Genomic DNA, 25,040 nt, shown 5'->3' with positions numbered 1-25,040 from the left:
TCTCCCCAAAGGGGAGAGGGGACGATTACACCCTCTCCCCTTTGGGGAGAGGGCTGGGTGAAGGGCAGGTTCTACTTCACCAGCTTCTTCGTCATCGCCAGCAGCGTACGCACATCTTCCGGACGCGTGTCGCCGCTGGCTTTGTCGATAATCGAGCTGTAGATATGCGGGATGATTTTGCTCACGCCCGCGTCCAGGGCGATCTGCAGGATCTCCTCAAAGTTCTCCAGATCGATTCCCCCGGTCGGCTCCAGCCAGAAGTCGTGACGGGCGCAGGCTTCCGCCACCGCTTTATACTCGTCACGGCACTTGAGGCCGCCCATCGGGAAGTACTTGATTGAGCTGCCGCCGAAATCTTTCAGCAGGGCAATCGCGGTTTCCACCGGCACAATGCCGTCCGGCGCGTTGCTGCTCAGCGGGCCGGTGGAAATTTTAACCATGCCGACGGTGCCGGTCGGGGAGACCAGGCCGTTGACCACGGACTCATTCTGCCCCAGCAGCGCGCGGCTGGCGGCCACGCCGGTAAAGACCTGATTGACGTGCTGCGGCTGTACCTGGCGGGAGATTTCACTCACCATCGCCGACTGGTTCGGATCGCCTGCGCCCAGCCCCACAGATAGCGCGTTATCAATCAGTGCCGCGTACTCGCGCATATCCGCGACGGCGCTCGCCACGTCGGGGTAATTTTTGGAGAGCACGCCCACCAGCACATGACCTTCCGCCGCCTCGTAAATGGCGCTGGCGTTGGCTTTCGATCCTGCCAGCACGTTCAGGCAGACGCGGTCACGGTAAAAGTTGGGGGTCAGTTTCATGCTTTTTTCTCCTGTCCTAATACTTCGCTAATACGGCGGTACACGATGTTCAGCTGGTCAGCATTCACGCTGCGCACATCCGCTTCGATAATCCCTTCGTTAGCTTTATAGCCACGGAAGTAAATGGCGTATTCGCCCTGCTTGAGCGCGTTCACCAGTTCACCGGTGCCGACGCCGGTGGTCGCTTCGTCAAACTTAATCTCGGTGCGCGCGATATCGCGACCCGCGCTGTCCCAGACCACGCGGGCGGTGACGCCGTTCAGGGTGTTGAGCGCGTCAATAAACGGCGTCATCTTCGCCACCATCTCGGCCCCGCTCTCCCTGGTGGCCGTCAGGTAGTGTTCGATGGCGCAGGTCAGGCCGAGGATCCCCTCTTTGCCCACCTTCATCGCGCGGCCAATGCCCGCCGTCTGGCGCTTCACCCACTCAACGTACTGGGTTTTGCCGATCACCAGGCCGCTGGTTGGGCCTTCAATCGCCTTCGCGCCGCTGTAGATCACCAGGTCCGCGCCGGAGCGGTAATAGGTATGCAGATCTTCTTCCGCCGCGGCATCAACGATCAGCGGCAGGTCGTGTTTACGCGCCACCACCGCCGCCTGCTCGACGCTGAGCATGCTTTTCTGTACGCAGTGGTGCGATTTAATGTAGAGGATAGCCGCTGTACGCGGGGTGATCGCTGCCGCCAGCTGATCGGCAGAGCATTCGTTGGCGTAGCCCGCTTCCACCAGCCTGCCGCCACCCAGCGCTACCATGGTGCCTACCGGCGCGCCAAAGTTAACGTTGTGGCCTTTCGGCAGGACGATCTCGTTGTTCTCAATCGGTGTGACGTGCAGGTTTTCCAGCAGCCAGTCGCTGTCTTTCACCAGTACCGCCGCCACGGACTGGGTAATGCCCGCTGACGCGCAGGAGACCACCGTTGCGCCTTCCACCTCCAGCAGCTTCGCGATGTATTCGCCGGTTTTATTGACCAGATCCTTTATCTCGAAATAGTGATTCATGCCGTCCATCGCCGCCTGCACCACTTCCGGGCGCGGCGTGGAGACACCCAGCGCCGTCATGCGGCCAGAGGTGTTGATAACCTGCTTTAAGTTGTACTTCTCATAAATCGAAGGCATGTTCCGTGCTCCCTTGTTCGGTCATGTAGCCCTTGCCCGCGCGGATCGCGGCAAGCGGCACCAGAATGTGTTCAGCCTGCAGGCTGTCGTTTTCAGCATCCGTCAGCACCGTCGGCTGGCGTTTGAGGGTGAACAGCGTCAGATCAGCGTCGAGACCAGGCTGAATGCGGCCTTTGCGCGTCAGGCGCAGGCCGTCTGCGGCGTTGGCGGTGACGCAGTCAATCACCTGCGGCAATGACATGCCGATGGCGAGGAATTTCGACATCACGCTTGCCAGCGAGCCGACCGGGCCGTTGATGCGGTTGCGGCAGTAGATATCCGAGCTGATGGTGTGCGGCAGAATGCCCATCGCGATGGCGCGTTTCGCCACCTCAAAGCTGAAGCTCGCCGTGCCGTGGCCGACGTCCAGACGCACGCCGCGCTTCAGCGCAGACGTAATGGAGGCGCGCAGCTCGCCGGAGGGCGTCAGAATGCGGTTGGGCTTGCCGTTGTAGCAGTGGGTAATGATGTCGCCGGAGCTTAACAGCTCGGCAATCTCATCGAGGTTCGGCGGGTTGTTGCCGATGTGCACCATCAGCGGCAGGTCGCCATTCTCTTTTTGTATCGCTTTCGCGCGCTCCAGCGGGGTAATGCCGTTTTCACCGACCACGCTGCTGCTCATGCGCGCCTTCAGGCCGACGATAAAATCCGGGTAGCGCGTCACCGCCTGCTTCACCGCATCAGCATCAATATTGGTCATATTGGCCAGCTCGTTCTGGGCAATCAGCCCCACGCGGGAGATGTTCAGCAGGGCAAACACCTCGGTGGATGCTTTGCGGGTGATGGCGTAAAAATCATCCACGTCGTCGGCCCCGGTACTGCCCGCGTCCACCACGGTGGTGACGCCGGTGGCAATGCCCACGCTGTCCGGCTCGTCGTGGTAAATTGGGGAGTTCGGGTAGCAGTGGACGTGGGAGTCAATCCAGCCCGCGCTGACGAACACGTCACCGTTAAGCTCAACCGTTTTACGAGCGGGAGCGTCAATTTGGCCTGTCGCGGCGATCTTCCCGTCCTGAATGGCGATATCGGTCAGGGTATCGTCGGCGAGGCGCGCACGGCGCAGGAGTAGATCAAACATGGGGTTCTCCTGATAAGGCGGGCACCGAAGCGCCCGCAGGTATTAAAGGGCGACCGGGAACAGCCAGCCCAAAATCATTGCGCCGAGGATGGCGCCACCGGTAATCGGCTTCTGCCAGATGTAGAACAGCAGCGCGCCCACCAGGGAACCGACGCCGATTGGAATGGAGGCGGTCATGGCGCTGAGGATAATCAACGGCCCGAGGAAGCGGCCGGAGGCGTTACCCGCGCCCATCATCACGTCTGCACCGTAGGTGGAGTTACTCTGGTTGATGGTGAACTTACGCGCCAGGATGATGACGTAGCCAATCGCCAGACCAATCACCAGGCCGGTAATCAGCGAGGCAATAAAGTTGGTCACCGGGAACATGATCCCCGCGCCCAGCAGCAGCGCCGGTACGCCGAGGCCCACGCCGGTCTGGATCGCCCCGCCGATGTCGAGAATCCCGACCAGCGACCCTTCGATGATACGGGCGAACAGGAAGCTCGCGCCGAACGCCGCCACCGCGCCGTAAACGCCGGTATCGATTCCCGCTTTCAGCATCGCCACGAAGGCCACTTCGTTAAACGCGCCGATACCGTAGAGGTAGTACATGTGCGTCCCGGCGAAGACGCCGGAGGAGAGCAGGCCAACGAAGATCGGGAACGACCAGTCGGCATACCAAAAACCTTTATTCTGTTCCATTTAGAGGCTCCTGTTATTTACCGCTGAGCGAGTTGTGGATCATGTCGAGCCAGTTCGGCACGGTCAGATGGAAGGATTCGATCATCTTCATGTCGAAGCCGCGGAAGAAGCCGCTCAGCACAAACAGCAGGACGATCGCCGCCATCATCACTTTGGTGACGTGGTTCCAGCCGCTCTCTTCCACGCCTTTACCGATCAGGATCCCCAGCACCAGGCCCGGCACGGCGTTACCCATGATCAGCTGCGCTGCGCCGCCAAAGATGGTGGCCCAGAAGCCCGATTTTTTACCCGCGTCGATGGCTGCCAGCCAGAAGATCACCGGCATCACGGTGTTGACCAGCAGGTTCGCGGCAGGCACCAGCACCTTCACGGCGGTGACCTGAAGCGCAGCCGGAACGGAGGAGGCGGTCAGGTTAAGGAAGGTCACGACAATCATGCCGATAATGCCGCAGGCAATCGCCATTTTGCGCGGGTCATGCAGCGTTTCACCGACGTTACGGTTTTTGATCATCAGTGCAGCAGCACCCCAGTTCGGGATGATGCGGTGGTCAACGTCCTGTGTGAAGGCACCTGCGGCCACGGAAGAGGCCCAGGCGTTAAAGAAGAAACCTAACCCAAAGGAGAAGTGGGACGCCGGATCCCCTTCACAGGAGTTCAGTTCCCCCAATGTACGAAACGCGCCCATACCCTGAGTGGTAGGCGCATGAAACATGCGTGCAGCCCCGGCTCCAACACCGACGCCAACCAGGCCGCCAATGATGAGCGATTTTATTAATATAATTAAGAACATCAGTCTGCCCTTTTATGAATAATCAGCGTTGCGTGACGAAATCCACCTGGTCGAGATTGATGGCGGTCACGTTGACGGTCACATCCAGCTCCACGCTGTAGGTGCGTCTTTCCCGACGCAGAAAGAAGAACAAAAATGCTTCTTTTCGCACCGCTTCTTGCGCCTGAACAACCTGCACATCCTGTGGCTCAATACGCAGTAAGATATGCGGTGAGGCTTTCATCACCGCGGCCTGTACGTGGTTGAGGGCGTCGGCAAAGGCGCGCGCTTTGGCGTCGCCCTTCCCCTTCACTCTCACCGTGGTCGTGAACTGTTCTTTCATGCTTACGCGCCGTATTTCTTCTGCCACGCCTGTACCAGACGCTCGCCCAGCTCTTCTTTATCCATAAAGCCAAAGCCCAGCACGTTGCAGCCTTCGTTGATAGCGGTCACCCCCTCATCCACGGAGCGCATGCCGTATTTGGCCTTGTAGCCGTATTTGGTCTGGGCGGTGATGGCACCCGCGCCGCCGCTGCCGCAGAACGAGATCCCGAAGGTGGCGTTTTCTGCTTTCATCACGTCACCGAGCTTCATATCCGCTGCCATGCCCGGTACGACAACCGCGCGTCCGCCGGCTTTTTCCACACCCGCAGCCACTTTCTGACCTTTACCCAGGCGATCGCCAATCACGACTGTAATCTGTTCCATGTGTTGCTCCTTAAAGGTTGTCTTTCGCGACTTCGAAGTGAACGGAGAGCAGCCAGGCTTCTTCATCAGGAAGATTGCCAAACTGCGCTACCACTTCACGGGCAAGTTGCATTGAATCTGGTGAAATTTCGTCGAACAGCTCTGCTTCAACCTCCGGCAGCGGCTCGCCGGTCACAGACCGGTGCGCCATTGCGCGAACGTGGGAGGTCAGCATCTGCTCCTGTACCGCGTTGGGGATGATGTTGTGCCGGGCCAGCAGGGCGTAGACCTGCTGAAGCATGGTGTTCGCGAGCTGTTCTGTTTGCACCGCCTGTTCCCCAACGTCGTTCATTACCGCTCCGTTAATCACTCGTCTTACCCCGTTAATGGCTCTGGAATAAAACTAACGTCGAGGGGGCGTTGTTTGTAGCGAGTTGTTTTCCACTTCGAAGTGGAAAGGCGAGCCGCGGCAGTGATCTGTGCCACATAAATGTGGTGAATCTGGATTAATCGCTGGATTTACGTGATGAATATCACGCTATTACGCGGCACTAAACAGGTAAGCGGAGTGGAAAAGATTACGAGCAGGCTCGTAGAAATGTGACGTGGATAAGGTTTTCTTATGGGGAGGGAGAAGAGTGTGAGCGGGGATGCTTAACGCGCCCGCTCATCCAGACTATCAACGATACTTTTTGTGATACACATTGCGGGTCGCCGCAAACTGGTCGGCTGCCGCCTGGGCTTCCTTCACTTTGCCTTCGTTCGCCAGCTTCAGCGCGCCGTCGATCTGGCCGACCAGCACGTCAAAACCGTGACGGTAGTCTTTCATCTCGGCGCTGTCCGCCGCTTTGCTTTCCAGCTTCGGCGGCGTCGCTTTTTGCGCATCCAGCGCCGCTTCACGCATTTTGGTCAGTGCGTCTTTCATCTCCGCCGCATCGTCGGTTTTCTGCACCACCTTCAGGTTTTGACTGAGGATGTCCATGTTGTCTTCAAGATCGGCAGCAAACGCAGATGAACCAAGAACCAGCGTTGAAGCCGCGACGATCGCTAACAGGTGTTTACGCATTGCTCACTTCCTTTTTTATTATAAATCACGCTTTTACGGGGATTATTGCCCGGCGATTTTCATCTCCGGCAGTAATACAGAACCACACTGAATATTGCTGCGTGTTTCAATATCGTTACCGACCGTAACAATATTGCGCCACATGTCCTTGAGGTTGCCGGCGATGGTGATTTCGCTCACCGGATACTGAATTTCACCGTTTTCCACCCAGAAGCCCGCTGCGCCGCGAGAGTAGTCGCCGGTGATACCGCTCACGCCCTGCCCCATCAGCTCGGTGACCACCAGACCGGTGCCCATCTCTTTCAGCATCTGTTCAAAATTCAGGCCCTGTCCGGCAATGCGCCAGTTATGAATGCCGCCCGCGTGCCCGGTGCTTTTCAGCCCCAGCTTACGCGCGGAGTAGTTGGTCAGCAGCCACTGGGTCAGAATGCCGTCTTTAACGATATCCCGGCGCTCCGTGCGCACGCCTTCGCTGTCGAACGGCGTGGAGGCCAGCCCTTTCAGCAGGTGCGGGTGCTCTTCGATGGTCAGCCATTCCGGCAGGATCTGCTTGCCCAGCGAGTCGAGCAGGAAGGTCGATTTACGGTACACCGAACCACCCGCAATCGCCCCCACCAGATGACCAAACAGACCGGTTGCCACTTCGTTGGCAAAAATGACCGGGGCTTTCATGGTGGAGAGTTTACGCGGCGAGAGGCGTGACAGCGTGCGTTCGGCGCACTCTTTTCCCACCCACTCCGGAGACTGCAAATCCCCCAGCGCGCGGCCAATGGTATACGCGTAATCACGCTCCATATCGCCGTTCTCTTCGGCGATCACGCAGCTGGAAAGCGAGTGGCGGGTTGAGCAGTACCCCTGCAACATGCCATGGGAGTTACCAAACACTTTGATGCCGTAGTGGCTGTTAAAGCTGCCGCCTTCGGTATTGGTGATGCGTTTGTCAGCCTGCAAAGACGCCTGCTCGGCGCGCGAGGCCAGCTCAATGGCTTCATCCGGGGTCACTTCCGCCGGATGGAACAGATCGAGATCCGGCGCGTCAAACGCCAGCAGCTCTTTATCAGCCACGCCAGCGTAAGGATCCGGGGAGGTGTACCGCGCGATATCCAGCGCCGCCTGCACTGTACGGGCGATAGCATCCGGGCTGAGATCGGTAGACGACGCGCTGCCTTTGCGATTCTGGTGATACACCGTGATCCCCAGCGCGCCATCGCTGTTAAATTCTACATTCTCCACTTCGCCATAGCGGGTGCTCACGCTAATACCGGTGGTTTTGCTGACCGCCACTTCGGCGCCATCTGATTTACCTGAAGCGAGCATCAGCGCGGTGGAGACGGCTTCTTCCAGGATCTTACGCTGCGCTTCAACTTGTGAGGTTACTTTCATCGCAAATGCCATACTGTAAGAGAGAGTTAAGTGAAGTCTAACAGAGAACCGTTTTTCAGTGCGCGTCTTAACTGGTAACATTAGCCTCTTTTTTTAAGGAGCCTGACATGACTAAGCAGCCCGAAGACTGGCTCGACGACGTTCCCGGTGATGACATCGAAGACGAAGATGATGAGATCATCTGGGTCAGTAAAAGTGAAATTAAACGTGACGCCGAAGAGTTAAAACAGCTTGGCGCAGAAATGGTAGAACTGGGTAAAAACGCGCTGGATAAGATCCCGCTCGACCAGGATCTGCGTGATGCCATTGAACTGGCACAGAAAATCAAGAAAGAAGGGCGTCGCCGCCAGCTTCAGCTTATCGGGAAACTGCTGCGTCAGCGCGATGTTGAGCCGATCCGTCAGGCGCTGGATAAACTTAAGAACCGCCACAACCAGCAGGTTGCGCTGTTCCATAAGCTGGAGCAGATCCGCGACCGTCTGATCGAGCAAGGTGATGACGCGGTACCTGAAGTGCTGAACCTGTGGCCGAATGCCGACCGCCAGCAGCTGCGTTCTTTGATCCGTAACGCGAAGAAAGAGAAAGAAGGGAATAAGCCGCCGAAGTCTGCGCGTCTGATTTTCCAGTATCTGCGCGAGCTGTCTGAGAACGAAGAGTAAACCCCTCACCCCAGCCCTCTCTCCAAAGGGGAGAGGGAGAAGAGATAATGTAGGCCCGGGAAGCGCTAACGCCACCGGGCCTTTTTTTACTCTGCGGCCGCGGCTTTCTTCGCCAGACCGTCCAGCAGCTTCTGATGGATCCCACCAAACCCGCCGTTGCTCATCACCAGAATGTGATCGCCAGGCTGTGCGGCTTTCACCACCATATCCGCTAAGACATCCACGTCCGCACTCCAGTGCGCTGGCTGAATGCAGGCGTCGGCCACTTCGGCCACCTGCCACGGAATATGCTGCGGTTGCAGGAGGAAGACCTCGTCGGCACGCCCTAAGGACGGCGCGAGATCGTCTTTGCATATCCCCATTTTCATGGTGTTCGAACGCGGTTCCAGCACGGCCAGAATACGCGCGGTGCCGCCAACTTTGCCACGCAATGCGGCAAGCGTCGCCAGAATGGCGGTTGGGTGGTGCGCGAAATCGTCGTACACCGTCACGCCATTCGCTTCACCACGCAGCTCCAGACGGCGGCGGGCGTTAATGAACGAACCCAGCGCATTGGCGGCATCCGCAGGCAGTACGCCCACGTGACGCGCCGCGGCGATCGCCATCAGGCCGTTGTGCATATTGTGCTCGCCCACCAGGCCCCACTTCACTTCGCCCACTTTTTCGCCGTCGAGCAGCACTTCCCATTCGGAAGCATCCGCGTTGAGCTTTTTCGCCTGCCAGTGCCCCTGCTCGCCAACCAGCTCCTGCTCGCTCCAGCACCCCATCGCCATAGTCTGCTTCAGGTTGATGTCGTTCTCCGGCAGGATAATGCGGCCCTGACCCGGAACAATGCGCACCAGATGGTGGAACTGTTTCTGAATCGCTTTCAGGTCGTCAAAGATATCCGCGTGATCGAACTCAAGGTTGTTGAGGATCAGCGTGCGTGGGCAGTAATGCACGAACTTGGAGCGCTTGTCGAAGAACGCGCAGTCGTATTCATCCGCTTCAATCACAAAGAACGGGCTGTCGCCCAGACGCGCGGAGACGTCGAAATTCCCGGGCACGCCGCCGATCACGAACCCCGGCTTGTAGCCGCAGGCTTCGAGGATCCAGGTCGCCATACCGGCGGTGGTGGTTTTGCCGTGCGTCCCGGCAACGGCGACAACCCAGCGGTCGCGCAGGACAAAGTCATGCAGCCACTGCGGGCCAGACATGTACGGGATATTACGTTCCAGCACCGCTTCAACGCATGGATTCCCACGGGTCATGGCGTTACCAACGATCACCAGATCCGGCTGCGGCTCGAGCTGGCTGGCGTCATATCCCTGAATCAGAGAAATCCCCTGCTTCTCCAGCAGCGTGCTCATCGGCGGATACACATTGGCGTCCGAACCTGTCACTTCATGGCCCAGCGAGCGCGCCAGCATTGCCAGTCCGCCCATGAAAGTGCCACAAATCCCCAATATATGAATGCGCATACGTCACTATCCTTCTTCAATGTGGCGCACATTTTACTCACATGTCAGCGGCTGTGAAACGCATTTCAGGTAAATCCGTATTTTGCTGGCGCGATTCACCTCTGCGCTAATATTTGAATGTTTGTTAAGATTGTTGGACATCAACCGCTTTACTCAACATAAGATGCAGGGAAAGTGTTATGAAAACGTTAGGTGAATTTATTGTCGAAAAGCAGCACGAGTTCTCTCATGCTACGGGTGAGCTCACTGCTTTGCTGTCGGCAATAAAGCTGGGCGCTAAGATCATCCACCGCGATATCAACAAGGCCGGTCTGGTCGATATCCTGGGTGCCAGCGGTGCCGAGAACGTTCAGGGTGAGGTTCAACAGAAACTCGACCTGTTCGCCAATGAAAAACTGAAAGCAGCACTGCGCGCGCGCGACATCGTTGCGGGTATCGCCTCTGAAGAAGAAGATGAGATCGTCGTATTCGAAGGGTGTGAACACGCAAAATACGTTGTTCTGATGGATCCGCTGGACGGCTCCTCCAACATCGACGTTAACGTTTCTGTCGGTACCATTTTCTCCATCTACCGTCGCGTCACCCCGGTTGGCACACCGGTGACGGAAGAAGACTTCCTGCAGCCGGGCAGCAAGCAGGTTGCTGCCGGTTACGTGGTGTATGGCTCATCCACCATGCTGGTGTACACCACCGGCTGCGGCGTGCACGCCTTTACCTACGATCCGTCGCTGGGCGTTTTCTGTCTGAGCCAGGAGCGCATGCGCTTCCCGGAGAAGGGCAATACCTACTCCATCAACGAAGGCAACTACATCCGATTCCCGAATGGCGTGAAGAAATACATCAAATTCTGCCAGGAAGAGGATAAAGCCACCCAGCGCCCGTACACCTCGCGCTATATCGGCTCGCTGGTGGCGGATTTCCACCGTAACCTGCTGAAGGGTGGTATTTACCTCTACCCAAGCACCGCCAGCCACCCGGACGGAAAACTGCGTCTGCTGTATGAGTGCAACCCGATGGCATTCCTGGCCGAACAGGCAGGCGGCAAAGCGAGTGACGGTAAAGAGCGTATTCTGGATATCGTGCCGGAAAGCCTGCACCAGCGCCGTTCGTTCTTTGTCGGCAACGACCACATGGTTGAAGACGTTGAACGCATGATCCGCGAATTCCCGGACGCGTAACGCGTAAATAGGGGAGCCCGACAGGCTCCCCTATTTTTATCATGCCGTTTGCGCCGTCAGTTTGAAGGATGCCATCGCCTCCATCAGCTCGCGCGATTGTTCCTCCAGGGAACGCGTTGCCGCAGAGGATTGCTGAACCAGCGCCGCGTTTTGTTGCGCCGTTTCATCCATCTGATTGACGGCAATGTTAACCTGCTCAATACCGCGGCTCTGCTCCTGAGACGCCGTCGCAATTTCTCGCATCAGTTTGGTCATACGCAGCACTTCGGTAGCGATCTCGTCCATCGTCTCACCGGCCTGTTGCGCCAGCTCGCTGCCCTCGTTCACGTGGGTTTGCGAATCGCTGATCAGCGAGCGGATCTCTTTCGCCGCATCAGCACTGCGGCTGGCGAGATTACGCACCTCACCCGCCACGACCGCAAAACCCCGTCCCTGCTCGCCCGCGCGCGCCGCTTCCACGGAGGCGTTCAGCGCCAGAATATTGGTCTGGAAGGCAATGCCGTCGATGACGCTCAGGATATCGGCGATGCGCGCCGAGCTGCCGGCGATGTCGCGCATCTTCTCAATGACGTAGCAGACCATTTCGCTGCCATGATCGGCGGTATCGGAGACCGACTGCGCCAGCTGGTGCGCCTGCCCGGCGTTATCGGCGTTAAGTTTCACCGTGGCGGTGATCTCTTCCATGCTGGCGGCCGTCTGTTCCAGCGAGGTGGCGGTGGATTCCGTGCGCTGGGCCAGGTTCAGGTTCCCTGCCGTCAGCTCGCGGCTGCCGGTATCAATCTGCGAGCTGGCGTCACGCACCCGCAGAACGGAGTTCATCAGCGACTGGCGCATCTCTTCGATGACCGCGTTGAGGCGATTAAATTCCTGGCTCGCCGGCGCGTTCAGGGTGTGGGTTAAATCCCCGGCCGCTACGTGCTCCAGCTGGGCAATTGAGGCTGAAAGCGGCTTGAGCAGCATATGGCGCAGCACCAGCCAGGCCAGCACGATAATGCCTGCCGTCAGCAGCGCCGCGACGATAATCAGGATCAGCACACGGGTTTTACTCGCCTGCACGGCGCTCACCTCCGCTTTGCCGCGCGCCTCGCTCCACGTCTGGAACGCCTGCATATCGTTATCAAACTGCTTCGCCACCGGGACCAGCTTACTTTCCAGCAGATCGTAATAGCCGTCCGCACTTTGCTCGTTCAGGGCTTTCAGCATCGGGCTGATACCCTGCTGGTTGTACACCGCCAGGCTCGAGGCGACGTTATCCAGCAGCTTTTGCCCCTGCTCATCCGCCACGCCGCCGCCGATCACGCCCTTCAGCGTTTTCTGTGCCAGCGCCACTTCCTGGTTAATGGTTTTGACCGCCCTGGCCGCATCGTCCAGCAGGCCGACCTCCATCATGCGGACGGCCTGACCCGCTTCGTTACGCGCGCGCAGGATCAGCGTATAGCCGGCATTCAGCTGCACCATCTGTTCACCCTGAAGATGATTGATGCGCTGGAGAGAAGTGGAACTTTTTGTAAGGGCATAAATGCCAATGCCGCTGACAATCAGCAGCAGAAGGGTCATAACGGCCAGTAAAGAGAGCAAGCCGGTACGAATCGATAGCGTTTTAAGCATGATGTTATTTCCGGTAGCGAGATATTTCTGGGCATAAAAAAAGAGTATCGACCGCTACCGGAAAATGTTTAGAGTTTAAGCAATTTCAGCATGTTATCGCCCTGTTAAAGATGTATTCACACGGGTAACAGGCGAGCTCTGGCGGTTCTCCCACAGCACCGTCAGGCCGCGCTGGAGCGCGATAAAAATAAACAGCAGAATACCGATGGCGATTTTGGTCCACCAGGAGCTGAGCGTGCCGTCGAAGTTGATATAGGTCTGAATCAGCCCCTGGATCGCCACGCCAAACAGCGTACCGAGCACCGTCCCTACCCCGCCGCTGAGCAGCGTACCGCCAATCACCACCGAGGCAATGGCGTCAAGCTCAACGCCCACCCCCGCCAGGGCATAGCCTGCCTGGGTGTATACCGAAAACACAATCCCCGCGAGCGTGGCAAGGCCGGTCGAAAGCATATAGATGCGGATGGTGGTGCTGCGCGTGGAAATCCCCATCAGGTTCGCGGACGTGGCGCTGCCGCCAATGGCATAAACCTGGTTACCAAACCGGGTACGGTGAGCGAGGAAGATCCCGATCACCACCACGCCCAGCATCAGCAGCCCCATTGCGCTCAGGCGCCCTCCGCCGGGAATTTTCCACGCAAGGCTGGAGAGCGTGTCGTAGATCGGATGGTTAATCGGAATTGACTCCTCCGACACCAGATAGCTCACGCCGCGCAGGAAGAACATCCCGGCGAGGGTGATGATAAACGCCGGTATTTTCAGCGCGTCGATCAAAAGCCCCATAAAGGCGCCGAACGCGCAGCCCATGACCAGCACCAGCGGAAACGCCAGCAGCGGCGAAATACCCCAAAAGCCAATCGCCTTGGCAAGGAACACGCCGGTAAAGGCGATCACCGACCCAACGGAGAGATCGATCCCGCCGGAGAGGATCACAAACGTCATGCCGACGGCGATAATGCCTAAAAAGGCGTTGTCGGTCAGGATGTTGCAAATCACCCGCGTGGAGGCGAAGCCCGGGAACTGGGTCAGGCAGTAAAGGTATCCCAGCACGAACACACCCAGCGTGATCATTAACGGCAAATTACGTTTTATCATGACCGCGGAACCCCTTAATGAGAGTGATAAAGCGCGGCGACTGCACGATAAGTACGATAAGCACCACGACCGCTTTGACGACCTGATTAAGCTCCGGCTGGAACCCGGAGAGCAAAATACCGGTATTCATTCCCTGAATAATTAACGCCCCCACCACCGAGAGCAGCAGATTAAAACGTCCGCCCATCAGCGACCCACCGCCGATAACCACCGCGAGGATCGCATCAAGCTCCAGCCAGAGTCCGGCGTTGTTGGCATCCGCCCCGCGAATGTCGGCCGCCACAATCACCCCGGCAATCGCAGCACAGACGCCGCTCAGCACGTAGGTCAGCATCACCATCAGCCGTGTATTTACCCCGGCGTTTTTCGCGGCCCGAATGTTAATTCCCACCGCTTCGATGAACATCCCGAGCGCCGTTTTGCGGGTGAAAAGCCAGAACACCACCAGCGTCACCAGCGCGACGATCACCGGGGTCGGGAAGAACAGAAAATTACCGCTGCCGATCCACGCAAGATTCGGGGAGGTAAAGGTGACGATTTGACCGGAGGTGATAAGCTGCGCCACACCGCGCCCGGCCACCATCAAAATCAACGTCGCGACAAACGGCTGGATCTTGAGCACCGCGACCAGAATGCCGTTCCACAGCCCGGCTAATACACCGGAGCCCAGCGCGGCCAGCAGAACCACCGGCAGGCTGTGCCCGGCAACGGTCATCGAGGCGGCGGTGGCGCCCGCAATCGCCATTACCGCACCGACGGAGAGGTCGATCCCGCCGGTGGCAATGACCAGCGTCATACCCATCGCCAGCAGCGCCACGGGCGCGGCACGGTTTAAGATGTCGATCGGGCTACCAAACAGGCGGCCATCCTGCACGACGATCTGGAAGAAATGCGGAGCCACCAGGCTATCCACCAGCAGCACCAGCAGCAGCGCCACGATTTGCGGCGTGCCGGTCGGCCAGCTGAAGCGGCGCTTCGCTTCGCCAGTTTGCGAAAGAGAACGGGACATCACATATGACTCCTTACGCCGCGATGGCATTCATGATCGCCGGAACCGACAGTTTATCCAGCGGGATCTCTGCCACCTGCCTGCGATCGCGCATGATGATGACGCGATCGGCATAGCCAACCAGCTCCTCTAGTTCAGACGAGATCACCAGCAGCGCCAGACCGTCGGCGCACAGCGTTTCGATAAGCCGGATGATTTCGGCATGCGCGCCCACGTCGATACCGCGCGTGGGCTCGTCGAGGATCAGGAACTGCGGTTTGGTCAGCAGCCAGCGCGAGAGCAACACCTTCTGCTGATTACCGCCCGAAAGGAACTCGATGGGCTGTTCCGCGCTCGGGGTACGGATACCGAGCTGGCGGATGAAGCGCTCGGCAATGGCGTTCTGCTCGCGCTTAGGGATCGGACGCAGCCAGCCGCGCTGGGCCTGTAGCGCCAGAATGATGTTTTCCCGCACCGAGGCGGCGGCAATAATCCCGTCCGTTTTTCTGTCCTCCGGGCAGAAGCCCACGCCGAGGCACGACGCCTGATGCGGTGAACGTAGCGTTTGCGGTTTGCCTTTGATCAGCGCCGTTCCGCTGTCGGCAGGTTTGATCCCGAAGATCACTTCGGCGGTTTCGGTGCGCCCGGAGCCTAACAGCCCTGCCAGACCCACAATTTCACCGGGGCGTACCTCGAGGTTAAACGGCGCGATGGTCCCTTTTTTGCCGTAATCGTGAAACGCGGCGATCGGTTTTTCGCTCAGCAGCGTGCGGCCCGCACGCTGGAGTGCGTTGGTCTCCAGCTCGCGACCCAGCATCATTTTGACCAGCTCAATCTGCGGCAGCTCGCGGGTTTCCCGGCAGCCGACAAAGCCGCCGTTGCGCAGCACCGTAATACGGTCGCTTACCTCGTAAACCTGATCGAGGAAGTGCGTAACAAAGATCAGGCTCACGCCCTGATCGCGCAGCTGGCGCATCAGGGTAAAAAGCATCTCCACTTCCTGGGTATCGAGGCTGGCGGTGGGTTCATCGAGGATCAGCACTTTCGCCGAGAGATCGATAGCGCGACAGATCGCCACGATCTGCTGCATCGCCACGGAAAAACGGTTCAGCGGTTCGCGCACGTCGAGAGAGAAGCCATACGATTCCATCAGCTTCGCGGCGCGCGCTTCCATCTCTTTGCGGCGCAGCAGGCCAAAACGTCTGGGCTCGCGGCCAATAAACAGGTTATCCGCTACCGACATGTTTGGCAGCAGGTTCACTTCCTGGTAGACCGTGCCGATCCCCAGTTGCTGCGCATGCGCGGTGTTTTTGGGCGAAATAGCATTACCTTCCAGCCAGATAGCGCCGCGATCGGCGTGATAGACCCCGGTCAGGGTTTTAATCAGCGTCGACTTCCCCGCCCCGTTTTCGCCGAGCAACGCCATGATCTCCCCCCGCCGCAGGCTGAAATCAACGTTATCCAGCGCCTTAACGCCAGGGAAAAATTTACTCAGGCCCTCTGTGCGGAGGATTTCCTGGTGTTGTTCGGTGGTCATGGTTTCCCCCTGCATTAAGCCGGATGACGCTACGCTTATCCGGCCTACAAATGAGCGTATCGTAGGCCGGGGAAGCGCAGCGCCACCCGGCAATGTCACTGATCAGTAGCCCATATTTTTCTTCTTCTCTAACTCTTCTTTCGCCGTGTCCGGCAGGTAGAGCGTGGATTTGGTGATGGTCAACTTCTCAGGCTGGGTGCCGTCTTTCTTGAATTTCTCCAGCGCATCGAATGCCGGGCCCGCCATGTTCGGCGTCAGCTCCACGCTGGCGTTCGCTTCGCCGTCAATCATCGCTTTGTAGATGTCCGGTACGCCGTCGATCGAGCCGGTGAGAATATCTTTGCCCGGCTTCAGGCCCGCTTCTTTGATGGCCTGGATGGCGCCGATCACCATGTCGTCGTTGTGGGCGTAAACCATGCAGATATTTTTGCCGTTATTTTCTGCCTTGATGAAGCTTTCCATGACCTCTTTACCTTTGCTGCGGGTGAAGTCGCCGGACTGAGAACGGATGATCTTGATGTTTGGTGCTTTGCCGATGGCCTCCGCGAAACCTTTCTTACGGTCGATAGCCACGCTCGCCCCGACGGTGCCCTGCAACTCAACCACGTTACACGGCTTGCCATCCACCTGCTTCACCAGCCAGTCACCAATCAGTTTGCCTTCCAGCACGTTATCGGCGGTGACGGTGGTCATATAGAGAGATTTGTCTTTTACGTCGATGGAACGGTCGAGCAAGAACACAGGAATTTCAGCCTCTTTAGCTTCCTTCAGCACCGGTTCCCAGCCCGTGGCAACAACCGGGGCGATAAAGATGGCATCCACGCCCTGAGCGATAAAAGAGCGCACCGCTTTAATCTGATTCTCTTGCTTTTGCTGACCATCGGCGATTTTCAGGGTAATACCGCGCTTTTCGGCCTCACTTTTCGCCACGTTCGTTTCAGCGGCGCGCCAGCCGGATTCAGATCCGACCTGCGAAAATCCAACGGTTAACGGTGCGGCCATCGCCATAGACGACATGGCTGCCGAAACTGCTGTAACAAGAAGTAAGCGCTTCCACATATGAACGTCCTCGTAGGGTAGGTTATTGTTGGTTAAAAGATGTTCTGCGGATGAACTATAGCCAATGGAATATGTTACGGATTGCGTTACATCACACTTCAGAAAAGTGAATAAAACGTTAATCACAAGTTTGTAATCGCTTTCATTTCCACATTTAAAATGCGGCTGAGTTTATGGATTATCCTGTCATGGAAACGGTCTGAAAAGTGAAAGCGCGAGGGAGATAAGACGAAAACAGGCGAAGACTTTCAGCGCCAGTTGGCTATAATACCTGCCACTTGTTTACCATCCATTTTAAAGGACACCGACATGAGCTTACTCAACGTCCCTGCGGGTAAAGAACTGCCAGAAGACATCTACGTTGTGATCGAAATCCCGGCCAACGCAGATCCAATCAAATACGAAATCGACAAAGACACCGGTGCGCTGTTCGTTGACCGTTTCATGTCTACCGCCATGTTCTATCCGTGCAACTACGGCTACATCAACCACACTCTGTCTCTGGACGGTGATCCGGTTGACGTACTGGTCCCAACACCATACCCATTGCAGCCAGGCTCCGTCATTCGCTGCCGACCTGTTGGCGTGCTGAAAATGACTGACGAAGCGGGTGAAGATGCGAAACTGGTTGCCGTACCGCACACCAAGCTGAGCAAAGAGTACGATCACATTAAAGATGTGAACGACCTGCCAGAGCTGCTGAAAGCGCAGATCGCCCACTTCTTCGAGCACTACAAAGATCTCGAAAAAGGCAAATGGGTTAAAGTTGAAGGCTGGGATAACGCAGAAGCGGCGAAAGCAGAAATCATCGCCTCTTTCGAGCGTGCTGCTAAGAAGTAATTCTTACTGCTGATACTAAGCCCCGCGCGTCGGGGCTTTTTTGTGCCTTTCGATGCGCCCGGCGGCGCTACGCTTGCACGGGCCTACAATCAGCAAGAGGCGCAAAACGATAACGCCACCTTACGGTGGCGCTGTCGTTTTTCAGAACTGGTCTCTGTCTAACCAGTTACCGCTTTCAATCAGCGTTAACCCGTCGACCGAACGTTGGTACACATACATCCATGCACTGCCGTAAGGCGTCTGGATCAACTGGCGAGCGTATTCACCGCCCCTGGTGCGCAAGGCATCAAGTTCGGCCAGCGTAGCATTATCAATACGATAAACCTCACCCTGTACCGTTCCGTTCCCCGGAACCGCGCCTGGATAGTGGCCCAGACTGTACAACTGGTAGTTTTCGATTGTGTAATTTCCCAGCAACTGGGCGTTGGTCATCCAGTGGCTGTTGCCTTGCTTGGTTCGTAAACTGCCATAAACAAATATTCGCATTGCTAAAACTCAAACTGATAGAGCAGATCAAGTGCCTGGTCTACGCCGGACACTGCTTCCAGATATAGCTTAGGCATCAGGCGATAACGTAACGTGAGTGTAGCCAGTGAGTCAAAGATCCCCACGCCATATTTTACCTGTAGACCCGGCAGTACATAGCCGCTGACCACTACCTGCGAAGAGTCACCCACGCCCTGAGTGTCCAGCGCCAGATTGCTTACGCCAAACGTCTCGCCGATTTTACCCACAACCTGACCACTTTGTGCAACCCCCAGACCGACTAACATCGATGTCATTGCCGCACCATCGCCCTGTTGGCTATCCAGACCCTGGCCGCGCAGCAGGTAGGAGAGCGCTTCCTGCTGCGACATGGCCGGGTCAGAGAAGATCTCTGCCTTAGGTTCATCGGCGGAGCCCGTCACGCGCACGCCCGCAATCACATCATCTTCGGTGGCTTCCGGGTTACGGATCGCTTCGATATTGAGTACCGGCTGATCCGGTGGGCCGGAGAACAGCAGCTCACCTTTACGCACAATCAAATCCTGACCGTAGGCATGGAAGCGCCCTTCAGGAATATTGATTTGTCCATTGAGGCCAAGCCCCTGTTGATCCTGCGCCACCTTCAGGTCACCCGTGAGTCTCGCCTTCAGCCCAAACGCGTCCAAACGCACGTTATTCCCCACGTGCACAATAAGATTACTATTGATCGGTATGCCAGCGCTCTTCTGTTCAACAGGTTTCAGATTTTCATTGAGCATAACTTCATCACTGGAGACGCCAACCGCGCTTTCCGGCACTTCGTGAACCACGATGCGCGCCCAGGGCACGTCGACGCGGCCGTCCAGGGTGAAGAGACTCGGCGTTGCCTCAAAGACCACGTCTGGCGACACGTCCAGGCGCACCATCGGCGGTACCGTGATACGCACCCTGCTGCCCTTGGCCGCAATACGGGCGCGCCAGTTGTCGAGCTGGCTCCAGTCTGCGTCACCATTCAGGTTGATTTGTCCCTGCTGTGTCAGCACTGAGCCACTGAGGGTTGAGCTTTGGCCGTTAAAGTTCATCGTCAGCTGGCTTGGCTGCATATCGAACGGCATAAAGTTACCGTCAATGTCCACGCCGTTTAACCGCATCTGGCCAAACAGCTGCGGGCTTTGCGCATCCCCCGCCAGACGCAGGTTGGCGCTGAGCATCCCCGCCGCCTTTTCTCCCCGCGAGAAAATCGGATTCACCATCGCCAGGTTGAAGTTGCGAATATTGACGTTGCCGCCGAGATTGCGCCGCCCTTGCGGATCGGTAATTTGCACCTGTCCGTCAAGCTGACCGTTGTTGGTCAGACGAATAAGCCATCCCAGTTCCGCACGATTGTTACGCAGGTCAGCGTTCACATTCAGGGTGTCGAACGCCACCGGCAGCGGCGCGTCATTGACCTCCTGCGTCACCTTCACGTTACGCCCGGAGAGGGTAACGCTGCCCTGCGGCAGTCCCTCTTTGGTGGTGTCCCACGCGACGTCCGCTTTACCGCTGAAGACCCCGCTGGCCTGGGTGGTTTCCGGCATAAACGGTTTCAGCATCGCCAGGTCAAAACGGTTGAGGTTGATCTGCGCGCGTCCTTCCGCGCCCGCATCAATGGTCTGCGGCACGCACAGCTCAGCATTCGGGTTGGTCCAGCAGTGTGGCCCAATGCTGATCTTTTGCTCCGCATTGCGGTAGTCCAGCGCGATGGATCGGGACAGCACCAGCGGGCCGACCGGCGTGCTGAAGCGGGTGTTATCCAGCACGCCCTTCCAGCGCGTTGCCTGGCGGTCAAAACTGCCCGTCAGGTGCAGCTGCCCGGAGACCGGCTCGCCCTGCACGCGCAGCTGGAGATCGTGCTGCTTTTCGTTACCTTTTGCCGCCAGCGTGACCAGACTGATGTTCACGTCCGGCTGGGAGATACGCTCCACGCGCAGGTCCAGGTTTCCGCCGATCTGATCGGTGGATTTCACGTCCCCTTCGACGCGCACGCGGGCAATGGAAAGTTCCTGCCAGCGCAGGTTATTGGCGGTGATGTCCGCCAGCAGCTGCGGCGCCTCCACTGTACCGCGAACCTTCACTAACCCCTTCGCCGTCCCGCCAAGACCCGGCAGGGCGTTATCGAGATTTGGCGCGTCGATGGTGGCATCCAGATCGAGATCTTTCACCCCCAGCTCGCCTTTGATATCTGCCGTGTTGCGGCCCAGCGCCACGTGCAGGCCCGGGATCACCCACTGGAGATAGCTGTTGCCCTTAAGCGAGCCCTCTACGTTGACTTTGTTCTGCTTCACATTACCGGTGAGCTTGAGTTCCGGCACGTCCATCTGCCAGGTGCCGCCGTACAGGCTACCGCGGGTTTTGATCAGACCATTCAGTTTTGACGGCCAGTCCGGGACTTCTTTAGCGGTGTTGATCCCGGTCAGCTTCAGCTCGCCGCGCCAGCTGATCGCCTGCTGCCAGTCGAGCAGCGCGGTCAGCTCGGTTTTCCCTTCCAGCGCCGCCACGGTCAGCTTGTCGAGGTTAACCTGCAACTCGTTACCCTTCGCATCCAGAGTAATATCGGCGGGCGGTACTCCCTGCCCCTTCACTGCCGTACGGAACGACAGCGTGTAGTCGGTCATTTTGCCACTCAGCTTCAGCTTTAGATCGTCGGCCTGGAACTGCTTTTCACCGGTGAACGGCCAGTAAAGCTGCTTGCTGACAATCTCAAGGTTGAGCGGTAGACCGGCCTCTGCCAGCTGGGTTTGCCCGCGCAGTACCATATCCACAGGGCCGGAGAGGTTCACGCCGAACTCCAGCTTCTCGCGCAGCGCGCCGCCGACTTTCACCTTCACCTTCTCGCCTTTCAGCGGATCGATGTTCAGGGCGCTGTTAAGGGTAATATCTACCGGCCAGTTATCGCGCAGCAGCGCATTGCCTGAGGCGTTTACCGACCCCTGGTTGGTATCGATATCCAGCGCGTCGAGCTTCATGTTGCCGTCGATACTGCTGACTTTAAGCAGCATGTTGAAGACCGTCAGATCGGTATCGCCGGTCAGACGCAGCTGCTCGCCCTTAAACTCTTCGATATTGAGGTTCAGCGGCAGATGCACGTCGGTCATCTCCGGCAGAACCGGTTTCGAGAAGAGATCTTTCAGCGTTTCACCCAGCGGTTTTTCTTCCGGCTGCGGGTTCTGGATCTTCGGCTCGACGATCTCTTCCTGCGCCACGTCGGCCACCTTCGGCAGCGCAATCAGCAGCCCTTGCAGGGAGGTTGGGGTCAGGGTGAGGTTTTTCTCCTGCCAGCGCAGACCGGAGGTGAAATCCATCACCGATACCGTCGTGTCGTCGATTTTGATATTGACGTTATCCAGCGCGACCCGGTAGAGCGCAATCGGGTACGGCGTGGAGAGGTTCAGCGGGCCGCTGTCCTCTTCCTCGACAGGCTCAGACTTCGGCATTTTTTTGGAGTCTATCGCCACATTCACATCTTTTAGCGACAGATCGTTTACGCACAGCTGGCTATCCCGCAGGCAGCCGAGCTTGACCGCCAGATGAAACTCGCCCGCGTTCACCGCCACGCCGGGCTGTTCATAACGAATATTCTTCAGGCGCAGATCGCGCCAGCCGCCCGTCACCTGGCCGATTTCAAGCCCTGGCACCCAGCGGTTCGCGGCGTTAAACAGCAGATGCAGGCCCGTGGTGGTACCCACCAGAAATGCCACCGTGCCGAGCAGTAATACGATAAAAATCAGCACTCCGAGGCTTATCTTCTTCCATAAACTCATAATTCAGGCCCCAGACCGATGTAAAACTGTAAACCGTGTTCTTCTTTGTCGCCCACCGGAACGGCGAAATCGAGCTTGATCGGCCCGACCGGTGACTGCCAGCGCACGCCCACACCCGCGCCGGTTTTGAAATCGCTGCGGCGGATGTCGTTCACCGCCTCGCCGCTGTCGACAAACATGGCGCCCCACCATTTGCCGCTGACGTTGTACTGATACTCCAGCGAGCCGGTCGCCAGTTTAGAGGCCCCGGTCAATTGGCCTTTCTCGTTTTCAGGTGAGATCGATTTGTACTTATAGCCGCGAATGCTGCGGTCGCCCCCGGCGAAGAAACGCAGATCTGGCGGAACGCGTTCGAAGTCACCGGTTTCGATCCAGCCCAGATTGCCGCGAACCACAAAGCGGTGCTTATCGTAGAGGGTACGGATCCAGACGTTTTGCGCCTGCACGACGGAGAAATCCACGTCTGAGCCCCAGGCGGAGTTGGAATAATCGATGGAGTAGCGCTGAGAATCGCCCCAGGTCGGCATCAGGCCACCGCGCGAGCGGGTACGGCTGATCATCACGCCCGGATAAAGCAGCATGGTGGTGTTGGTGACGTTTGCCTGAGTAAAGTGGTCAAGGCTCCAGCGCAGGTTAATGGCGCGCTGCCAGCCGCTGGAGAGATCCCAGAAGCGTGATACCGCAAGCGTCGTCGAATCCTGCTCGGTATCGTTCAAATCGGTACGTTTAAAGCCGCCCTGCACGAGGTAGTATTGCTCAAGCGGATTTTTCAGCAGCGGCATTTTATAGCTGAAGTCCAGCTGCTGTTCAGGCGCAGACAGGCTGAGGCTGGTGGTCAGGCTGTGACCGTAGGAGTTCATCCACGGTTTTTTCCACGAGGCTTTCACGCGCGGGCCGACGTCCGTGGAGTAGCCGACACCGGTCTCAATGGTGTTCTCGGTGCGCGGTGAGACCACGCCATGCAGCGGTAACACTTTCGTTTTACGGGATTTATCAAATTGCGGTGCCACCACCACGGAGTTAAACCAGCCGGTGGCAGATAAACGACGGTTCAGCTCGCCCAGGTCGCTAGACTGGTAGTAGTCGCCCTTTTTGAACGGCACCAGGTTTTGCAGATACTCATCACGGATTTGCGATCCTTCAAAGGTTACATCGCCAAACCGATAGCGCTCGCCGCTGTCGTAATCGATATCCCAGAATGCCTGACGTCGTTCAAGCGCAACGCCCAGCTGGCTTTTGTTGAACTGGCTGTCAAAGTAGCCTTTGCGCAGCGAAACGCTGGTTAAGGATTTTTTAAAGCGATCGTAATCCCCGTGATTAAGCACGGTGCCCACTTTCGGGCGGTTGCTGAGCAGATCAAGGTAGTCACGATCCGTGCGTGCACCGCCGCGCAGCACCACGTTCGTGCCGCCAATCAGGACGGGTTCTCCCGGCGAGACGCGGGCAATCAACACCTGACGTCCTTTAGCCGGCGGCGGCCGTAAATCGAAATCAATGGTGGGTTCGTAGTACCCCAACGCCTTTAAGCCTTCGCGAATGGCGTCATCCACGCGCGCGCGAAAACGCCGATCCGGCGTGACTTCATCGCTCTGGATGGTGGAAAGCTGCGCACGCACGTTTTTTTCCAGCGCCCCGGATAACCCCTCAACCTGCAAACGGACATTCGCCGCGCTGGCAATCCCGCTTGTCAGCATTAAACTGACTAAACATAACTGGCGGATCTTTGTCACGTTTTCTCCTGAATATCCCTGTTTCCACCCTGGAAGCAAATGCAGTGCCGCTCCGCGGCAAAATACGGCCTGAAAGCCAAAAACCCAAATTACGGGTTGAAAAAGGGCCTAACACCCAAATATTTCTTATGATTAAATCTAGACTCATTCATCGCATTTATTGTGTTCAATTAAACGCTTCGTGACAACCTTAACCGAAACAACGCTACCCCGGAGGCCCCACCGTGAGTTTATTTGATAAAAAGCATCTGGTATCACAAGCCGATGCGTTACCGGGACGCAACACCCCTATGCCAGTGGCGACATTACACGCCGTAAACAACCATTCAATGACAAACGTTCCTGATGGAATGGAGATCGCCCTGTTTGCCATGGGCTGCTTCTGGGGCGTAGAACGCCTGTTCTGGCAACTGCCGGGCGTGTACAGCACCGCTGCGGGCTACACCGGAGGATATACGCCTAACCCAACCTACCGCGAAGTCTGTTCCGGTGAGACCGGTCATGCTGAAGCGGTGCGTGTGGTGTATGACCCGAGCGTCATCAGCTATGAACAGCTGCTCCAGGTGTTCTGGGAAAATCATGACCCGGCGCAGGGCATGCGTCAGGGTAACGATCACGGCACCCAATACCGCTCGGCCATCTATCCGCTCACCCCTGAGCAGGAGGCTGCGGCCCACGCCAGCCTGACGCGTTTCCAGGAAGCGATGCAGGCAGCCGGTGATAAACGTCAGGTCACGACGGAAATCGCTACTGCGAAACCGTTCTACTATGCCGAAGACGACCACCAGCAGTACCTGCATAAAAATCCGTACGGCTACTGCGGCATTGGCGGCATCGGCGTCTGTCTGCCTCCACAGCAGGACTGATTACAACATCAGCGCCACGCGAGCCGCGTGGCGCGCCTGTAAGCAAAAGTGTCAGTTCATTACTTAACCACTCTCTGCCTTTTCATCCGGCCACTTTTTGCCGAAAACGTGACCTCTGGCAG

Annotated in this window: 23 protein-coding genes; 4 read left to right on the top strand and 19 right to left on the bottom strand. The window is 57.5% G+C overall.

Translation table 11 applies throughout. The features are described 5' to 3' along the window. Positions 1-71 precede the first annotated feature (71 nt). The 10 genes from dagF to pmbA form a co-directional block, all read right to left on the bottom strand. Entirely contained in the window at positions 72-812 is a 741-nt protein-coding gene (dagF, locus tag ACOT0L_RS14420; protein ID WP_022646864.1) for a 2-dehydro-3-deoxy-phosphogluconate aldolase, read from the bottom strand. Next, positions 809-1,927, bottom strand: a complete 1,119-nt coding sequence (locus ACOT0L_RS14415; protein WP_126503208.1) for a DgaE family pyridoxal phosphate-dependent ammonia lyase — start codon at positions 1,925-1,927, stop codon at positions 809-811. The genes dagF and ACOT0L_RS14415 overlap by 4 nt, the downstream gene beginning before the upstream one ends. Continuing rightward, a complete protein-coding gene (locus ACOT0L_RS14410) occupies positions 1,911-3,044 on the bottom strand; it encodes an amidohydrolase/deacetylase family metallohydrolase (RefSeq protein WP_126503210.1) in 1,134 nt (377 codons plus the stop codon). Before ACOT0L_RS14410 ends, ACOT0L_RS14415 begins: the two co-directional genes overlap by 17 nt. A 42-nt stretch (positions 3,045-3,086) precedes the next feature. After that, the gene (locus ACOT0L_RS14405) at positions 3,087-3,728 is read right to left on the bottom strand and encodes a DUF4310 family protein (RefSeq protein WP_003856081.1); all 642 of its coding nucleotides are present in this window, start codon (positions 3,726-3,728) and stop codon (positions 3,087-3,089) included. A 13-nt stretch (positions 3,729-3,741) separates the two neighbouring features. Next, entirely contained in the window at positions 3,742-4,518 is a 777-nt protein-coding gene (locus ACOT0L_RS14400) for a DUF4311 domain-containing protein (RefSeq protein ID WP_006810337.1), read from the bottom strand. Positions 4,519-4,540: 22 nt separating this feature from the next. Then, positions 4,541-4,840, bottom strand: a complete 300-nt coding sequence (locus ACOT0L_RS14395; RefSeq protein WP_006810338.1) for a DUF4312 family protein — start codon at positions 4,838-4,840, stop codon at positions 4,541-4,543. Between the two features lie 2 nt (positions 4,841-4,842). Then, positions 4,843-5,205: an SFCGS family glycine-rich protein gene (locus ACOT0L_RS14390; protein ID WP_006810339.1), complete on the bottom strand. Its 363-nt coding sequence runs from the start codon at positions 5,203-5,205 to the stop codon at positions 4,843-4,845. Between the two features lie 10 nt (positions 5,206-5,215). Then, entirely contained in the window at positions 5,216-5,554 is a 339-nt protein-coding gene (locus ACOT0L_RS14385; protein WP_026080657.1) for a PRD domain-containing protein, read from the bottom strand. A gap of 309 nt (positions 5,555-5,863) precedes the next feature. Continuing rightward, a complete protein-coding gene (gene cybC, locus ACOT0L_RS14380; protein WP_126503212.1) occupies positions 5,864-6,250 on the bottom strand; it encodes a cytochrome b562 in 387 nt (128 codons plus the stop codon). A 42-nt stretch (positions 6,251-6,292) separates the two neighbouring features. Further along, positions 6,293-7,645: a metalloprotease PmbA gene (gene pmbA, locus ACOT0L_RS14375; RefSeq protein ID WP_023299182.1), complete on the bottom strand. Its 1,353-nt coding sequence runs from the start codon at positions 7,643-7,645 to the stop codon at positions 6,293-6,295. 95 nt (positions 7,646-7,740) lie between these two features. Between pmbA and yjgA the strand changes: the two genes are divergently transcribed. After that, positions 7,741-8,292 (top strand): ribosome biogenesis factor YjgA, encoded by a 552-nt coding sequence (gene yjgA / locus ACOT0L_RS14370; RefSeq protein ID WP_003856072.1) that lies wholly within the window; start codon positions 7,741-7,743, stop codon positions 8,290-8,292. A gap of 86 nt (positions 8,293-8,378) precedes the next feature. On the opposite strand, the gene mpl is transcribed toward yjgA, so the two are convergent. Continuing rightward, positions 8,379-9,752 carry a UDP-N-acetylmuramate:L-alanyl-gamma-D-glutamyl-meso-diaminopimelate ligase gene (mpl, locus tag ACOT0L_RS14365; RefSeq protein WP_022646859.1) on the bottom strand — a complete coding sequence of 458 codons (1,374 nt, stop codon included), beginning with the start codon at positions 9,750-9,752 and terminating at the stop codon, positions 8,379-8,381. 179 nt (positions 9,753-9,931) lie between these two features. Here mpl and fbp point away from each other — a divergent pair, with 179 nt between their 5' ends. Further along, positions 9,932-10,930 carry a class 1 fructose-bisphosphatase gene (gene fbp, locus ACOT0L_RS14360; RefSeq protein WP_022646858.1) on the top strand — a complete coding sequence of 333 codons (999 nt, stop codon included), beginning with the start codon at positions 9,932-9,934 and terminating at the stop codon, positions 10,928-10,930. A 39-nt stretch (positions 10,931-10,969) separates the two neighbouring features. Here the strand turns inward: fbp and ACOT0L_RS14355 are convergent, their stop codons facing one another. The 5 genes from ACOT0L_RS14355 to ytfQ all read right to left on the bottom strand — a co-directional run bounded on the left by ACOT0L_RS14355 (position 10,970) and on the right by ytfQ (position 17,217). Beyond that, a complete protein-coding gene (locus tag ACOT0L_RS14355) occupies positions 10,970-12,538 on the bottom strand; it encodes a methyl-accepting chemotaxis protein (protein ID WP_038415166.1) in 1,569 nt (522 codons plus the stop codon). 93 nt (positions 12,539-12,631) lie between these two features. Further along, complete coding sequence (yjfF, locus tag ACOT0L_RS14350) at positions 12,632-13,633, bottom strand: galactofuranose ABC transporter, permease protein YjfF (protein ID WP_022646856.1); 1,002 nt, start codon at positions 13,631-13,633, stop codon at positions 12,632-12,634. Next, the gene (gene ytfT, locus ACOT0L_RS14345; protein WP_161177600.1) at positions 13,620-14,645 is read right to left on the bottom strand and encodes a galactofuranose ABC transporter, ATP-binding protein YtfT; all 1,026 of its coding nucleotides are present in this window, start codon (positions 14,643-14,645) and stop codon (positions 13,620-13,622) included. Before ytfT ends, yjfF begins: the two co-directional genes overlap by 14 nt. A gap of 10 nt (positions 14,646-14,655) precedes the next feature. After that, positions 14,656-16,158, bottom strand: a complete 1,503-nt coding sequence (gene ytfR, locus ACOT0L_RS14340) for a galactofuranose ABC transporter, ATP-binding protein YtfR (RefSeq protein ID WP_022646854.1) — start codon at positions 16,156-16,158, stop codon at positions 14,656-14,658. Between the two features lie 102 nt (positions 16,159-16,260). Continuing rightward, the gene (gene ytfQ, locus ACOT0L_RS14335) at positions 16,261-17,217 is read right to left on the bottom strand and encodes a galactofuranose ABC transporter substrate-binding protein YtfQ (RefSeq protein WP_046621030.1); all 957 of its coding nucleotides are present in this window, start codon (positions 17,215-17,217) and stop codon (positions 16,261-16,263) included. A gap of 309 nt (positions 17,218-17,526) precedes the next feature. Here ytfQ and ppa point away from each other — a divergent pair, with 309 nt between their 5' ends. Further along, positions 17,527-18,057, top strand: a complete 531-nt coding sequence (ppa, locus tag ACOT0L_RS14330; RefSeq protein WP_006810347.1) for an inorganic diphosphatase — start codon at positions 17,527-17,529, stop codon at positions 18,055-18,057. A gap of 141 nt (positions 18,058-18,198) precedes the next feature. Here the strand turns inward: ppa and ACOT0L_RS14325 are convergent, their stop codons facing one another. From ACOT0L_RS14325 to tamA, 3 genes are read right to left on the bottom strand one after another with little or no spacing between them, the layout of a single operon-like run. Then, a complete protein-coding gene (locus tag ACOT0L_RS14325) occupies positions 18,199-18,543 on the bottom strand; it encodes a gamma-glutamylcyclotransferase family protein (RefSeq protein WP_045307822.1) in 345 nt (114 codons plus the stop codon). 2 nt (positions 18,544-18,545) lie between these two features. Continuing rightward, on the bottom strand, positions 18,546-22,322 hold the full coding sequence (gene tamB / locus ACOT0L_RS14320) for an autotransporter assembly complex protein TamB (RefSeq protein ID WP_046621027.1): 3,777 nt from the start codon (positions 22,320-22,322) through the stop codon (positions 18,546-18,548). Then, the gene (tamA, locus tag ACOT0L_RS14315) at positions 22,319-24,052 is read right to left on the bottom strand and encodes an autotransporter assembly complex protein TamA (protein ID WP_022646850.1); all 1,734 of its coding nucleotides are present in this window, start codon (positions 24,050-24,052) and stop codon (positions 22,319-22,321) included. The genes tamB and tamA overlap by 4 nt, the downstream gene beginning before the upstream one ends. Before the next feature lie 224 nt (positions 24,053-24,276). Between tamA and msrA the strand changes: the two genes are divergently transcribed. After that, the gene (gene msrA / locus ACOT0L_RS14310) at positions 24,277-24,918 is read left to right on the top strand and encodes a peptide-methionine (S)-S-oxide reductase MsrA (protein WP_003856057.1); all 642 of its coding nucleotides are present in this window, start codon (positions 24,277-24,279) and stop codon (positions 24,916-24,918) included. Positions 24,919-25,040 lie beyond the last annotated feature (122 nt).

Origin of the sequence: Enterobacter cloacae complex sp. XAL002, assembly GCF_049236805.1 — a bacterium.
Taxonomy (GTDB): Bacteria; Pseudomonadota; Gammaproteobacteria; order Enterobacterales; family Enterobacteriaceae; genus Enterobacter; species Enterobacter intestinihominis.
Note: the sequence above shows the minus strand (reverse complement) of the source record. Positions and strands in the feature narration are given on the sequence as shown.